Source organism: Xanthomonas sp. JL1, assembly GCF_038405005.1.
Genome location: NZ_JBBYGR010000027.1, coordinates 1 through 14,200 on the forward strand (window position 1 = coordinate 1; position 14,200 = coordinate 14,200).

12 protein-coding genes, 1 other RNA gene and 2 pseudogenes are annotated in these 14,200 nt (G+C 66.0%); 10 read left to right on the plus strand and 5 right to left on the minus strand.

Translation table 11 applies throughout. The features are described 5' to 3' along the window. The 10 genes and pseudogenes from WJW29_RS05875 to WJW29_RS05920 form a co-directional block, all read left to right on the plus strand. Nucleotides 1-203, plus strand: a pseudogene (locus WJW29_RS05875) (IS5/IS1182 family transposase); the annotation flags it as partial. Between the two features lie 119 nt (nt 204-322). Continuing rightward, entirely contained in the window at nt 323-1,006 is a 684-nt protein-coding gene (locus tag WJW29_RS05880; RefSeq protein WP_041182416.1) for a DsbA family oxidoreductase, read from the plus strand. 16 nt (nt 1,007-1,022) lie between these two features. Then, on the plus strand, nt 1,023-2,057 hold the full coding sequence (locus tag WJW29_RS05885; RefSeq protein WP_011408254.1) for an FAD-dependent oxidoreductase: 1,035 nt from the start codon (nt 1,023-1,025) through the stop codon (nt 2,055-2,057). 180 nt (nt 2,058-2,237) lie between these two features. After that, nucleotides 2,238-3,815: a cryptochrome/photolyase family protein gene (locus WJW29_RS05890; RefSeq protein WP_011258611.1), complete on the plus strand. Its 1,578-nt coding sequence runs from the start codon at nt 2,238-2,240 to the stop codon at nt 3,813-3,815. Nucleotides 3,816-3,931: 116 nt separating this feature from the next. Beyond that, nucleotides 3,932-4,936, plus strand: coding sequence for a beta-N-acetylhexosaminidase (gene nagZ / locus WJW29_RS05895; protein WP_041182417.1), 1,005 nt, complete (start codon nt 3,932-3,934; stop codon nt 4,934-4,936). After that, nucleotides 4,936-5,490 carry a hypoxanthine-guanine phosphoribosyltransferase gene (locus WJW29_RS05900; RefSeq protein WP_011258613.1) on the plus strand — a complete coding sequence of 185 codons (555 nt, stop codon included), beginning with the start codon at nt 4,936-4,938 and terminating at the stop codon, nt 5,488-5,490. Before nagZ ends, WJW29_RS05900 begins: the two co-directional genes overlap by 1 nt. An 85-nt stretch (nt 5,491-5,575) precedes the next feature. Continuing rightward, nucleotides 5,576-6,328, plus strand: a complete 753-nt coding sequence (locus WJW29_RS05905; protein WP_041182080.1) for an S-methyl-5'-thioinosine phosphorylase — start codon at nt 5,576-5,578, stop codon at nt 6,326-6,328. An 86-nt stretch (nt 6,329-6,414) separates the two neighbouring features. Beyond that, nucleotides 6,415-6,621: a cold-shock protein gene (locus WJW29_RS05910; RefSeq protein WP_003488188.1), complete on the plus strand. Its 207-nt coding sequence runs from the start codon at nt 6,415-6,417 to the stop codon at nt 6,619-6,621. Between the two features lie 95 nt (nt 6,622-6,716). After that, nucleotides 6,717-7,981 (plus strand): annotated as a pseudogene (locus WJW29_RS05915) (NAD(P)/FAD-dependent oxidoreductase). A gap of 59 nt (nt 7,982-8,040) precedes the next feature. Then, nucleotides 8,041-8,114: non-coding RNA, sX9 sRNA (locus WJW29_RS05920), on the plus strand. A gap of 41 nt (nt 8,115-8,155) precedes the next feature. On the opposite strand, the gene pdeM is transcribed toward WJW29_RS05920, so the two are convergent. The 5 genes from pdeM to WJW29_RS05945 are packed head-to-tail and all read right to left on the minus strand — an operon-like array spanning nt 8,156 to nt 14,141. Then, nucleotides 8,156-8,800, minus strand: a complete 645-nt coding sequence (gene pdeM, locus WJW29_RS05925) for a ligase-associated DNA damage response endonuclease PdeM (protein ID WP_011258616.1) — start codon at nt 8,798-8,800, stop codon at nt 8,156-8,158. Next, complete coding sequence (locus WJW29_RS05930) at nt 8,790-11,291, minus strand: ligase-associated DNA damage response DEXH box helicase (RefSeq protein ID WP_011258617.1); 2,502 nt, start codon at nt 11,289-11,291, stop codon at nt 8,790-8,792. The genes pdeM and WJW29_RS05930 overlap by 11 nt, the downstream gene beginning before the upstream one ends. After that, nucleotides 11,288-12,892, minus strand: coding sequence for an ATP-dependent DNA ligase (locus tag WJW29_RS05935; protein ID WP_011258618.1), 1,605 nt, complete (start codon nt 12,890-12,892; stop codon nt 11,288-11,290). The genes WJW29_RS05930 and WJW29_RS05935 overlap by 4 nt, the downstream gene beginning before the upstream one ends. Beyond that, complete coding sequence (locus WJW29_RS05940; protein WP_011258619.1) at nt 12,889-13,122, minus strand: hypothetical protein; 234 nt, start codon at nt 13,120-13,122, stop codon at nt 12,889-12,891. The genes WJW29_RS05935 and WJW29_RS05940 overlap by 4 nt, the downstream gene beginning before the upstream one ends. Next, complete coding sequence (locus WJW29_RS05945; protein WP_113084386.1) at nt 13,119-14,141, minus strand: ligase-associated DNA damage response exonuclease; 1,023 nt, start codon at nt 14,139-14,141, stop codon at nt 13,119-13,121. Before WJW29_RS05945 ends, WJW29_RS05940 begins: the two co-directional genes overlap by 4 nt. Nucleotides 14,142-14,200 lie beyond the last annotated feature (59 nt).

Below are 14,200 nucleotides of genomic sequence, written 5' to 3' on the forward strand. Positions count from 1 at the left end.
AACAGGACTGCCGCTTGAATCGTTGCCATCTCAACGGCGCCCAAGGCGATGCACTGCACGTGCTCGGCTGCGCCGCTGGCTACAACCTGCGGTGGCTGCTGCGCTGGATCGCCTTTTTGCGTGCCTGGTTGCAGGTGGTGCGGGCGCGCCCCTCAACGTGCTCAAGCATCATGTGGCCAGCAAACATGGCATTTGGTGTTTGAGAGGGTTTTTCAGGGGCGACTAATGACCACTCCCCAATTCCTGCGTGCGCAAACGCTTCGCGATCGCCAATCCCGTCTCTGCTCTACGCATCCCAATGCCCACCAACGAATCTCCGCTCCTGCGTATCGATATCTGGTCCGACGTCGTGTGCCCCTGGTGCTGGATCGGCAAGCGCCGTTTCCAGTCCGCCATTGCTGCGCTTGGCGCGCAGGCGCCGGTCTTGGACATTCACTACCACGCGTTTCAACTCGATCCCGAGGCCGGGCTGGAGCCGACGCCGTTGCGCGATGCGCTGGCGTTGAAGTTCGGCGGTACTGCGCGGGTCGAGCAGATGCTGGCGCAGCCCCAGGCCACCGCGCAGGCGGAAGGATTGCCGCTGGATTTCGATCGTGGGCAGGTGCAGGTCAGCACGCTGCGTGCGCATCGGTTGATCTGGCTGGCCAGCCACGAGGGCGATGTGGATGCGGTGATGGAAGCGCTGTTTCATGCGCACTTTACCGAAGGCCATAACGTGGGCGCGATCGAAACGCTGGTGCATGCCGGTGAGGCTGGGGGTCTTGCCGCGGCGCGCGTGCAGGCGATGCTGGAGTCGGAAGAAGGCATCGTCGAGGTACACGCACAGCTGGCGCAGGCTGCTGCGCTGGGCATTCGTGCGGTGCCCAGTTTCGTGATCAACGGCCGTGCCCTGATCCAGGGCGCGCAGCCGCCGGAGAGCGTTGCGCAAGCCTTGCTGCAGTTGGCGGCCGAATCGACACCAGTCGGTGGGCCGGATGCCTGCGGACCGGACGGCTGCGCGGTGTGATCTGCATGCCTGCTGCATGCATCGGCACGCAAGCAACGGCATGACACTGCCCGCCCGCGCGCAGACGGTGGCGGTCATCGGCGCCGGGCTGGCCGGTCTGGCCTGTGCGCAGCAACTGCAGGCGGCGGGCTATGCCGTGACGCTGTTCGATCAGGCCGATGCGCCGGGTGGACGCATGCGTCACTGCGCAGGCCAGGAGTGGCAATGCGATTACGGCGCGCAATATTTCACTGCGCGCGATCCTGCGTTTGCGGCGGTGGTGGATGCCTGGATCGACGCCGGCGTTGCCGCACCCTGGCAGGCGCGCATCGCAAGCTGGGACGGCGCACAGATAAGCCGCTCACAGAACGCTCTGACGCGTTATGTGGGTGTTCCCGATATGGCTGCGCCGGCTCGTTGGCTTGCGGCGAATTTGGATGTTCATCTGTGTACCGAAGCGTGTGCGCTGCAACTTGGCGTGCAGGGATGGAGCGTATCGTTCGCACAAGACGCGGCAACGCACATGTTCGATGCGGTATTGCTTGCCGTTCCGGCACCGGATGCGGTTGCGTTGGTTGCACAGATTGCGCCTGCGTTTGCGTCGATTGCCCAACAGGCACACATGCATCCTGCGTGGGCGGTGATGGCGCATTTCGATGGGCCAATCGATCCGGGCTACGACGCACTGTTCGTCAATGCCGGCCCGTTACGCTGGGTGGCACGCAACGCCAGCAAGCCTGCGCGCGCAGGCGTCGAGACCTGGCTGCTGCACGCCACTGCCGAGTGGAGCCAAACACACGGCGATGCCACGCCCGCGAACGTCATTGCCAGCCTTTCGCCTGAGCTTGCAGCGCTCGGTTTGCCGATGCCGCAGTCATGCGACGCTTTTTTTTGGACGGTCGCTAGCAGCGCCCCCGCGTTGCAGATCGGCTGTGCCTGGGATGCGCAGTTGGGCCTGGGCATGTGCGGCGATTGGATGGCCGGCGGCAAGGTGGAGGGCGCATGGCAAAGTGGAGTGGCGTTGGCGCGGTGCGTGTCTGCCGACGATGTGCCGCGCAGCGGTTGTAACTGACGCCGTGGCAGGCATCGCAGAGCAACTCATGGCGTGGTGCAAGGCAATGCACAGATCATCGCATTCGCAGATGCGCGTGGCAGTGGGCGCGGGGGCAAGCCAGTCCGGTCGAGTGCGTGTCGAGGTGATGAAGCCAGCATGCGCGCGCCTGTGTATCGAGCCTGATCGAGCGCCACGCTGATGCATGATTCCAGCGCGCCCACAGCGCAGACCACCCAGCAAAGGCCGGCCCATACGCTGCGTCTGATTCTGGGCGACCAGCTCAATCCACAACACAGCTGGTTTGCGACGCGCGATGCGGGCGTGGTCTATGTGTTGATGGAAGTGCGGCAGGAAACCGACTACGTGCTGCATCACGCGCAGAAGGTCCTGGCGATCTTCGCGGCCATGCGTGCCTTCGCTGCAGGTTTGCGGCGGGACGGGCATCGGGTGCGCTATGTGACGATCGACAATGCCAGCAACCGGCAGTCGATCCCGCACAACCTCGAGGCGTTGATGGCGCATTACCGGGCCGACCGGTTGGACTACCAGGCCCCGGACGAGTGGCGGCTGGACGAAGCGCTGCAGCACTGGAGCGCGGCGCAGCCCTTTGCCACGCGCATGGTCGACAGCGAACATTTTCTGACCGCGCGCAATGAAGTCGCCGCCTGTTTTCGCGCCGGCAGCCCGTGGCGCATGGACGTGTTTTATCGGCGCATGCGGCGCCAGCATCGGATCCTGCTCGATGCCGCCGGCGAACCGGAAGGCGGGCGCTGGAACTTCGATCACGACAATCGTGCGCCGTGGCCGGGCGACCCACCTGCGCCACGGGATTGGCGCGCAACGCACGATCACAGCGCGCTGTGGCGCACGATCGAAGCCGCCGGCGTGCGCAGTTTTGGCGCGCCGAATGCGCAAGCTCTGCCATGGCCGGTCGATCGCGAGGAAGCCTTGCAGCATCTGGATGCATTCATCGCAGACGCCTTGCCGGATTTCGGCCGCTACGAAGATGCGATGAGCACGCGCAGCCCGCGCCTTTTTCATTCGCTGCTGTCGTTTGCGCTCAACGTCAAGATGCTGCATCCGCGCGAAGTGATCGCGCGTGCCGAAGCGGCATGGCGGCAAGGGCATGCGCCGTTGGCGGCGGTGGAAGGCTTCATCCGCCAGATTCTGGGGTGGCGCGAATACGTGCGCGGTGTGTACTGGTCGCAGATGCCCGGCTACGCGGATTTGAATCACCTCGATCAGCATGCACCGCTGCCGCACTGGTTCTGGGATGGGCAGATCGGCATGCGCTGCCTGGCCGATGCGGTCGGTAATTCGCTGGCCAACGCGCATGCGCATCACATCCAGCGGCTGATGGTGATCGGCAATTTTGCGCTGCTGGCGGGGCTGGACCCGCAGGCGCTGCATCGCTGGTACTTGGGCGTGTACATCGACGCCTTCGAGTGGGTGGAGCTGCCCAATACGGTCGGCATGAGTCAGTTCGCCGATGGTGGCCTGCTGGGCAGCAAGCCGTATATCAGCGGCGCGGCCTATGTCGATCGCATGAGCGATTACTGCAGTGGCTGCCGGTACCAGCGCAAGCTGCGGGTCGGCGCGAACGCGTGCCCGTACAACGCGTTGTACTGGGATTTCCTGCAGCGCCAGCGTCCGCTGTTGGGCGCCAACGAACGCCTGGCACTGCCGTATCGCCAGCTCGATGGCATGGCCCCCGAGGTGTTGGCTGAGGTGCAGGCCCAGGCCGCGCATTGGCGGTCCCATCTCGAGGCACTGTGAGCCTTCCCGCAGTGGCCGAAAGGACGCGCAGCTGAATGCGCGATCTGACGCTGCCACGCGCATCTGCGACAATGCTGCGCTGCGCCACCAAGGCGCCTGGCCCGGGAGTCCCCAACATGCTTCTGATCGGCGTTGCCGGTACCGAACTCAGCGCACAGGAACGCGACTGGCTACAGCACGATGCGGTTGCCGGCGTGGTGCTGTTCAAGCGTAACTTCGGCTCGCGCAGCCAGGTGGCCGAGCTGTCGGCGGCGATCCGCGCGGCAGCGCCGCGCCCGGTGCTGATCTGCGTGGACCAGGAAGGCGGACGCGTGCAGCGGTTTCGCGAAGGATTCAGCGCGCTGGCGCCGTTGCAAAGTTTCGGGGCGCAGTACGCGCAGGCCCCTGAGGCTGCATTGGCTGCCGCACGCGCACATGCGCAGCTGATGGCCAGCGAGGTCCGCGCCAGTGGTGTGGACCTGAGCTTCGCGCCGGTGGTGGATCTAGGCCGCGGCAATCGCGCCATCGGCGATCGCGCCTTCAGCGACGACCCGCAGATCGTGGCCACCTTCACCCGCGCTTATGTGCAGGCGCTGCACGGCGCCGGCATGGCCGCCACGCTCAAACATTTTCCCGGCCACGGCACCGTGCTGGAAGACACCCATGTCGACCATGCCAGCGACCCGCGGCCGCTGGAGGCGTTGCAGGCCGAAGATCTGGTGCCGTTCGTGGCCGGCATCGAGGCCGGCGCCGACGCGGTGATGATGGCGCACGTGGTTTACCCCCAGGTGGCCCCGGAACCGGCTGGGTATTCGCAGCGCTGGATCGAACAGATCCTGCGCGGCCAGATGGGCTTCCGCGGCGTGGTCTTTTCCGACGATATCGGCATGGCCGCCTCGTTGAGTGCCGGCGGCGTGGCAGGCCGGGTGCATGCGCATCTGGATGCCGGCTGCGATGTGGTGTTGGTCTGCCACCCGGAACTGGTCGCCGAATCGCTGCAGGCCGTGCAGGGCCGTCGCCTCAATACCGCCGCATTGATCGGCTTGATCGGCCGCGGCGCATTGGGCTGGGATGGCCTGCTCGCCGGCACCGACGCGTCATTCACCGCTCCTCTTTCTGCCCATTTCGGAACAACTGCCTGATGTCCACGCTCACCATTTCCCAGGCCCAGGCCCAAGCCGATCTGCTGGTCGACCGTCCGGCCATCGATGCCGCCGTCGCCACCATCGCCGATGCGATCGCGCGCGACTATGCCGGCGAAGTGCCGGTGTATCTGACCATCATGCACGGCGCGCTGCCATTCTCCGGCCAGCTGGCGCTGGAGCTGGGCGCACGCGGCCAGGACCTGCAATTCGATTACCTGCATGCCACGCGCTACCGCGGCGAGACCACCGGCGGAGAGCTGGTGTGGAAGCACCGCCCGGCCACTGCGCTGTTCGGTCGCCGCGTGATCCTGGTCGACGACATCCTCGACGAGGGTTACACGCTGCAGGGCGTGTGCCAGTGGTGCCTGGAGCAGGGCGCGACCGATGTGCGCGTGGCAGTGCTGACCGTCAAGCGTCACGACCGCTGCGTGCCGGGCGTGACGGCCGATTACGTGGGCGTGGAAGTGGCCGACCGTTACGTGTTCGGCTTCGGCATGGATGTCAACGAGCAACTGCGCGGCATTCCTGCCATCTATGCGATGAAGCAGTAACCCGCCGTTTTCCGCTCGCAGACGTGCGAGCTGCCGAGCGCGCCTTGCTGCGCGCACCGTCGTTGATTTGTTGCAGAGGTCGGTTGTGTCCGCAAATTCCATCGCATTGGCCGTCATCGGCGGCACTGGTGTCTACACGCTCGCGCAGCTGGACGATGTGCAGTCGCACCACGTCCAAACGCCCTATGGCGCGCCGTCCGGGCCGATCCGCGTGGGCATGCTGCTTGGCCATCGCGTCGCCTTCCTGGCAAGGCATGGCGAAGGGCATTCGCTGCCGCCGCACAAGGTCAATTACCGCGCAAACATCGCTGCACTGCAGCAAATCGGTGCCTCGCGCGTGCTGGCGCTCAACACCGTGGGCGGGATCACCCAACAGTTCGGACCACGCGTGTTGGCCTGCCCGGATCAGCTGATCGATTACACCTGGGGCCGTGTGTCCACCTTCTGCGAAGAGCCTGGCAACGAGGTGCAGCACGTGGATTTCGGCCATCCGTATTCGCCGATGTTTCGCAGCAAGGTGATTGCGGCAGCCAATGTGACCGGCGTCACGATGGTGGCGGGCGGTTGCTACGGTGCGACGCAAGGACCACGGCTGGAAACGATTGCAGAGATCGCACGCATGCGCCGCGATGGCTGCGATCTGGTCGGCATGACCGGCATGCCCGAAGCCGGCCTGGCGCGCGAAAAAGGCCTGGAATATGCGTGTCTGGCGATTGTGGCCAATTGGGCGGCCGGTTGCGGCGACGCCCAGGAAATCACCATGGCCGAGGTGTTGGCCAATGTCGATGCCGCATCGTCCGGCTTGCCCGAGCTGATTGGCGAACTTGCACGCGGGTGATTGTCATCGGGGCATAAGCTTTGCATACTCGGCGCGTACGCACGCCGTACACCACCCATTAATTATTGCAAAGGTCTCGCATCACCATGCCGAACGGTACCGTCAAGTGGTTCAACGACGCCAAGGGATTTGGCTTCATCTCTCCGGAGGACGGCAGCGCCGATGTCTTCGCGCACTTCTCCGCGATCAATTCCAAGGGCTTTCGCAGCCTGCAGGAAGGCCAGCGCGTCAGTTATGACGTGACCCAGGGCCCCAAGGGTGCCCAGGCTTCGAACATCACGCCGGTCGAGTAATCTGACTCGATTGTGCGGTTGAAGAACCCCGCCACGGCGGGGTTTTTTTTTGCGCAGGTGAGCGCGGGCAGTGTGAGCCAAGCAGAGCAGCGACGATGCACCGAGCATTACGTATTGCAGTAGTGGGCTACGGCACGGCGGGGCAGGCACCGGCCGTGCTGCTGGGCGCCGATGGGCATCAACTGGAAGTCTTCGAGCGCGCGCCTGCGCCCGGGCCAGTGGGCGCAGGTTTTCTACTGCAGCCCAGCGGTTTGCAGGTGCTCTGGAATATGGGCTTGCTGCCACAGGCGCTTGCGCATGGCGCGCCGGTGCGCCGCTTGTATGGCGACACGCCCTGCGGGCGTGCAGTGATGGACATGCAGTACCGCGATCTGGATGCGCGGCTGATGGGCGTGGGCATGCAGCGCGGCGCCCTGTTTACGTTACTGCGCGAGGCCTGGCCGCAACACGCGCAACTGCACGTGGATACGCAGATCACCGCGATCGATCACGCGGGCGTGCGCGTGCAGGACCAACGCGGGCACTGGCATGGCCCCTACGATCTGATCATCGCCGCCGATGGCTCGGCCTCCACGTTGCGCGCGCAGGCGCAGGGAACGCAGCTGGATCGCGTGTATCCGTGGGGAGCGCTGTGGTGTCTGTTGCCGCCGAAGACTGGCCGTTCGTGGACGAATTGCGCCAGCGCTATATCGGCGCACGCAAGATGATCGGTCTGCTGCCGGTGGGCACGCGTCCGGGCGACGACAGCCCGTGGCTAAGTTTTTTCTGGAGCCTGCCGTGCAGCGATTTTGTCGCGTGGGAACAGCGCGGCATTGCCGCCTTGCGCGATGAAGTGGCGCAGATGTGGCCCGAAGCGCACGCGCGTCTGGCCACGGTGCAGGTGCATGGCGCACTGGCACGCGCGAGTTATCGCGATGCGGTGGTGTCGCGCTGGCATCGCGGCCGCTTCGTGCTTGCCGGCGATGCCGCGCATGCGATGAGCCCGCAATTGGGGCAGGGCGTGAACATGGCGCTGCTGGATGCATTGGCGATGCGCGATGCGCTGCGCGCAGGCGCCGATCTGGACGCTGCCTTGCAGCGCTATCAACGCGAGCGCCAGGCGCATGTGGCGATCTATCACCGCTGGAGCCGCTGGCTGACGCCGTTGTTCCAGTCCGAACGCGATCTCTGGGCCCAAGGTCGCGACGTGCTGCTGCGCCCGATGGGACGCGTGCCGGGCGGGCGCGGGCACATGCTGCGTGTGCTCAGCGGTACCCAGCACGGTTGGTTCGGCAAGTTGGCGTTGGCGCCGGAATTCGTCGAGGCCTTATCGCAACCGGTCGTGCGTGTAGCCGACGATAAAACCGAAGCGGTCGCGTAGAGCGCCCGACAAACTGACGCGCGTCTTCCAGGTAGGCGCTGCCGGTGCTCGGAATCGGCATGTCCCACTCGAACACTCCGGTTCCTCTGCGCCGTCCGCAGCCAGCTGACGGCGCTCGCTACGTGTTTTAGCCGCTCTGGGTCGCGGCGTCGGCCGGTGCGTTCGCGGCGCTGGCTAACGTATCGGTAATGCCATCGCATCGCCTTCCACGCAGGCAACCAGGCGCTCGCCTTCGCGCAGCGTCGGCACGATGCCTGCGGTGAACTGCGAGAACGCCGGCAGGATGGTGACGCGTTCGCGCAACCAGAACGCCGGCCAGCGGCGCGACACCCCCGGCAGCTTGGCCAATGGATGCAGATGCCCGCACAGTACGTGACGGGTAGGGTGCGGCAATGGGTCGTGGCGCAGTACGAACGGGCCATCTTCCACCTGTTCGCCAGCCGCTTCGATGTGTAGATCCGCGCCGGCGAGTGCACGGTCGTGATTGCCGCGGATGGCGATCACGCGCAACGCGCAATGCTGCTCGCGCCAGGCGCTCCAGCGCCGATGCCAGGCCGCGCGCGGTGCCGGGCCGTGCAGCAGGTCGCCCAGGATCCAGAGGGCCTGGACATCGCGGTGTGCGAGCAACGCATCCAACCGTTCCAGATCGTGCGCGGTGCCCCCGGCCGGCAGGCCGATACCGGCACGCCGGAAGACATCGGCCTTGCCCAGGTGCAGATCGGCGATCAACAACGCACGGTGTGCCGGGCGATACAACGCACGTTCGCCGAGCAATTCCACGGTTTCGCCGGCCAGCTGCAGCTGCACGCTATCGCCCATGCTTGCGCTCCAGTTGTTCGGCAGCGCGCAAGACGCGCGCCTTCCAGTCTTCGGTACTCAGTTGCCCGCGCACGCGTTCGGCCCAGAGCGGAAACGACAACGGAGTGAGGCTGCGCGGTTTGCACAGGCGCAACGCGCGGCGCGCGCAATCTTCCAGCGCATGCGCAAGCCGCGCGAGCTCGAGCTGGCCTTCGAACACCTCGCGTTCGGCTTGCGCAAGCAGCAAGTGATCCGGGTCGAAACGCTGTAACACGTCGTACAGCAAGCCGCTGGAGGCCTGCAGCTGCCGCAGGCTGCGCGGCGCCCGCCCAGGCAACGAGGGCGACAACAGTCCGGCCACGCGCGCGATCTCGCGAAATTGCCGGCGCGCCAGCTCGCCCAGATTGAGGCTGTCGCGCAGATCGGCGAACAGGTTCACCGGCGACAACAGGGTCTGCAGCACATCGGCATCGATCTCGACATCCTGCGCCGGCGACAGCACAAAGCCATAGTCGTTAGCCGCAAAGCTAAACGTATTGCGCTGGCGTCGGCCCCAACGCGCCGCGAGCAACGCGGCCAGGCCTTCGTTGACCTGGCGGCCGGCGAACGGGTACACGAACACATGCCGGCCATCGCGCGCCTTGATGCTTTCCACCAGCAGATGATCCGGCGCAGGCAACGATGAGAGCGAGGCCTGCAGCTGCAACAATGGCGCCAAGGCCTGCATCTCCGGCGCGTCGCCGGGGTCGGCGAACACCGCTTCCACCTCGCGGCCCAGTGCCGACGACAACGGCATGCGTCCGCCCATCCATTTCGGCACCACGCCACTGCCGCCCTTGGCCACGCGCACGTAGGCGGTCATGTCTTCCAGGCGCACCAGCTCCAGCAAGCGGCCGGCGAACTGGAAGCGATCGCCGCGGCGCAGGCGGCCGATGAATTGTTCTTCCACCGCGCCCAGCTGCCCGCCGCGCAGGAACTGCACGCGCACGCTGCCGTCGCTGGTGATCGTGCCGATGGACAGCCGATGCCGGAGCGCGACGCGCCGGTCGATCACGCGGTACATGCCGTCGTCGTCGCGAACCACCTTATGGAAATCAGGGTAATGCGCCAATGCGCTGCCACCTTGCACGATGAAATCCAGCACCGCGTTCCAGGTGGGTTTTTCCAGCGCAGCGAAGGCATCGGTACCGCGCACTTCGTCGAACAACGCATCGGCATGGAAGCCACCGCCGAGGGCGAGGGTGACGCAATGTTGTGCCAGCACGTCCAGCGATAACCGCGGCGGTGGACGCGCTTCGATATGTCCATGCACCAGCGCGCGGTGTGCCGCGGCATATTCGACCAATTCCAGCGCATGCGAGGGTACGCACACCACGTGGCCGGATTCGCCGGGGCGATGGCGCGCGCGCCCGGCGCGTTGCAGAAGGCGCGCAATGCCTTTCGGGCTGCCGATCTGCAACACCTGATCCACGGCAGGGAAGTCCACGCCCAGATCCAGGCTGGCGGTGGCCACCACGCAGCGCAGGCTGCCATCGGCCAACCCGCGTTCGGCGGCGGCGCGTAGCGATGGATCCAGCGAGCCGTGATGCAGCGCGAGCGTGGCCAGATCGTCCGGCCACACCGCACTCAATGCCTGATGCCACAACTCGGCCTGCGCGCGGGTATTGGTAAATACCAGGCTGGTGCGCTGCTGCATGATCTTCTGCAGCACGCGCGCCAGTTGCGCCAGACCAAGATGGCCCGCCCAGGGAAAGCGCTCGCCACTGTCCGGCAACAAGGTTTCCAGGGTCATCGTGCGCGGTTTGACGCCGGAGACCAGCGCAGCGTTGGGGCGATGCGGCAACAGCACATCGCGTGCCTGCGATAAATTGCCCAGCGTTGCCGACAGCCCCCAGATGCGTAGCTGCGGCGTCCATCCGCGCAAGCGCGCAAGACACAATTGCAGCAGCACACCGCGCTTGTTGCCGAGCAGTTCGTGCCACTCGTCGACGATCACGCAGCGCAGCGCCGACAGCTGCAGCGCGGTATCCGGATACGACAACAGCAAGGCCAGCGATTCGGGCGTGGTGACCAGCACATCGAGCTTGCCGCTGCGTGCCAGGCGCTTGTCGCGCGCGCTGGCATCGCCGGTGCGCAGGCCCACCTGCCAGTCCAGCCCCAAGGCGTCCACCGGCTCGCGCAGTGCGCGTGCGGTGTCGGCGGCCAGTGCGCGCAATGGCGTGATCCACAACACTTGCAGATTGCGTTGTTGCTGGCGGCGCGCAGGTGAGGTGGGTTTGCCCGGTTTGCGCGGGGATTTGCGCCCACGCGCGGCCAATGCCTCAAGTAACGGCCCGCCAAATGCCGCCAGCGTCTTGCCGCTGCCGGTGGGCGTGTGCAGCAGGCCGGATTCGCCATCGAGATAGCGCTTCCACACATCGCGTTGAAACGGCAGCGGCGCCCAGCCACGCTGCGCGAACCAGGCAAGCCATTGCTGCAATGGCGTGCCATGCGGCGGCCGCGTGGCACTCACCGCGCCAGTGCCTGCAGGCTGCTCAGATGATCGGCGTCGGCCATCGGCTTGTCCTGACGCCAGCGCAGGATGCGCGGGAAGCGCACCGCGATGCCGGATTTGTGCCGCGCGCTACGGTTCACCGCTTCAAACCCCAGCTCGAACACATGATGCGCCGTGACCGCGCGCACCGGGCCGAAGCGCTCGGTGGTATTGGCCCGGATCCAACGATCCAGCTGCAGAATTTCGCTGTCGTCCAGACCCGAATACGCCTTGGCGATCGGCACCAGTTGGCCTTCGTGCCACAGCCCGAAGGTGTAATCGGTATAGAGCGTGCTGCGTCGGCCGTGGCCGGCCTGCGCATACAGCAGCACGGCATCGATGGTGAGCGGGTCGATCTTCCATTTCCACCAATCGCCGCGCCGGCGACCGGATTGATACACCGAACCGGCGCGCTTGAGCATCAGTCCTTCCACCCCGCGCTCGCGCGCTTCCACACGTACCTGCGCTGCGGCGTGCCAATCGCTGACCTGCACCAGCGGCGAGGCGACGATGCGCGGATCTGCCAGCGTGGTGAGGACGCCTTCCAGCAATGCGCGCCGCTCCTGCAACGGGCGCCCGCGCAGGTCTGCGCCATCCAGTTCCAGCAGGTCGTAGGCCACCACACGCGCGGGCGCGGCGGTCAAGGTCTTGGGCCCGGGCTTGAGCCGCTGGATGCGCGTCTGCAGTGCAGTAAATGGCATCGGCAGGGACTGCTCCGGTTGCCAGGCCAGCAGCTCGCCATCGATCACGGTGCCGTCGGGTAACTGCAGCGCGGCGTGTTCGATTTCTGGAAAGCGACCGTCCAGGCGCTCTTCGCCGCGCGACCACAAGGCCGCTTCGCCTGCGCGCCGAATCAGTTGCAGGCGGATGCCGTCCCATTTCCATTCCAGCAGCCAGTCGTCGATGGCGCCGAGCGTTTGGACCTCGGCTTCCAGCGGCGATGCCAGAAAGAACGGGTAGGGCTGCTGGCGATCGCCGGGCAGTTCTTCGCTGGTCAACAACTCCGCAAGATAGGTCGGATGCGGCCGCCAACTGCCGAGCATGCGCTGCGCAATCCGCGCGGTATCCATGCCCGACAATTCGGCCAATGCCTGCTGCACGAGCCGCTGCGACACGCCCACGCGTAGCGCGCCGGTGAGCAGCTTGTTGAACACCAGCCGCTCGTCGAAGGCCAGGCTGCGCCATGCTTGCACGATGCAGGCCTTGCGCACTTCCACGTCCTTGTTGGCGATCGGCAGCAGGCGCTGTTCGATCCACTCCGCCAGTGGCAGATCGGCCGCTTCGGTGACCGGATCGTCCAGCAGCAAGGCCAGGGTTTCGGCCAGATCGCCGACGTGGTCGTAGCTGTCGGCCACCAGCCAATCGGCAATCCCGGCGGTGTCGGTGATCCACTCGCGCAATTCGCCGCTGCCGGCGATGCGCATGCGCGCGCTGGCCACCTTGCCACCGGCCAGCAGATACAGCGCCCACGCCGCATCCAGCGCCGGCGCATCGCGGAAATACGCCACCAGCGCGGCGCGCTTGTCGAGCGTGCCGGTGCTGCGATCCAGGGTGCGGTACAACGCCGCGAAACGCTTCACGGCAGCGCCCGCGGCGTTGTGCGCCTGTCGGCTGCGCGCAGCTCCAGTGCGCGTCGGGTAAACGCTGCGAACGCGCGCGTGCGCCGCTGCGGCTGCGGTGGCCCGATGATGGCTGCGGGTGCGTTGCGATGCGCGCAAAACGCCAGCGCGTGCCGGCGCAACGCAAGCGCACCGCTCAGGCCAATACGCAGACGCGCGCGGACATGACGGCGTGCGGGCAACGGGTTCATTCCTCGGCTCCGAAATCGATGCGGAAGGCTTCCGCTGCGACGCCGCGTTCCCGCAAGTGCTGGATCAAGGCATCGGTATTGCCATGCGTGGCGATCACGCGTCGTGCGCCGGTCTCTTCGATGGTGCGTAACAGATCCGGCCAGTCGGCATGGTCGGAGACGACGAAGCCACGGTCGTAATTGCGCCGCCGCCGGTTGCCGCGGATGCGCATCCAGCCGGAGGCAAAACCTTGTTGCGCGCTGCGGAACCGGCGAATCCAGGCGCTGCCGGCCGCCGATGGCGGCGCGATGACCAATTGCCCGCAGTAGTCGGCGCCGCGCGCCTGCTCGCTGACCGGTTGTGTCTCCAGCATCGGGATGCCGGCCTGGCGATAGACCTCCACGCCCACTGCAACCGCGCCATGCAGGAGTGCCGGCTGCGTTTCCCATGCGCGCAATTCGGCCAGGACGCGTTGCGCCTTGCCCAGCGCATAGCAATACAGAATGGCTGCTTCGCCGCGCTCGGCACATTCGCGGCGCCAGGCAGAGATATCGGCAGCCACATCCGAGGTGTCCGGCCAGCGATACACCGGCAGCCCGAAGGTCGCCTCGGTGATGAAGGTGTCGCAGGGCACCACCTCGAACGGCTTGCAGGTGGGGTCGGGCTGGCGTTTGTAATCGCCGGAGGCGACCCAGACCTCGCCATCCACTTCGATACGCACCTGCGCCGATCCCAGCACGTGTCCGGCTGGATGCAGCGACACGCGCGCACGCCCAAGCGGAAACGCTTCACCGTCGGCATGCGTGTGATAAACCTGCTCGCCCAGGCGCCATTGTAGGATCGACAGGCTTTCGCGCGTGCAGTGGTATTCGCCCATGCCGCTGCGGGCGTGGTCGCCGTGGCCATGCGTGATTACCGCACGCGGCACCGGCCGCCATGGGTCGATATGGAAATCGCCTTGCGGGCAATACAGGCCCTCCGGCCCGAGCACCACCAGATCGCCGCGTGTTTGAAAGGTCTCGTCGTTGCCGTTGCGCATGCGGCAACTCTGGCCAAGCCGGTGTGCAGATCCTGAGAATGGGGCTGCCATCCATCGCC

Excerpts from the sequence above, each read along its gene's own strand:
- WJW29_RS05885 (WP_011408254.1), top strand. The coding sequence starts at position 1,023 with ATGCATCGGCACGCAAGCAACGGCATGACACTGCCCGCCCGCGCGCAG.
- WJW29_RS05890 (WP_011258611.1), top strand. The coding sequence starts at position 2,238 with ATGCATGATTCCAGCGCGCCCACAGCGCAGACCACCCAGCAAAGGCCG.
- nagZ (WP_041182417.1), top strand. The coding sequence starts at position 3,932 with ATGCTTCTGATCGGCGTTGCCGGTACCGAACTCAGCGCACAGGAACGC.
- WJW29_RS05900 (WP_011258613.1), top strand. The coding sequence starts at position 4,936 with ATGTCCACGCTCACCATTTCCCAGGCCCAGGCCCAAGCCGATCTGCTG.
- WJW29_RS05910 (WP_003488188.1), top strand. The coding sequence starts at position 6,415 with ATGCCGAACGGTACCGTCAAGTGGTTCAACGACGCCAAGGGATTTGGC.
- pdeM (WP_011258616.1), bottom strand. The coding sequence starts at position 8,800 with ATGGGCGATAGCGTGCAGCTGCAGCTGGCCGGCGAAACCGTGGAATTG.
- WJW29_RS05940 (WP_011258619.1), bottom strand. The coding sequence starts at position 13,122 with ATGAACCCGTTGCCCGCACGCCGTCATGTCCGCGCGCGTCTGCGTATT.
- WJW29_RS05945 (WP_113084386.1), bottom strand. The coding sequence starts at position 14,141 with ATGCGCAACGGCAACGACGAGACCTTTCAAACACGCGGCGATCTGGTG.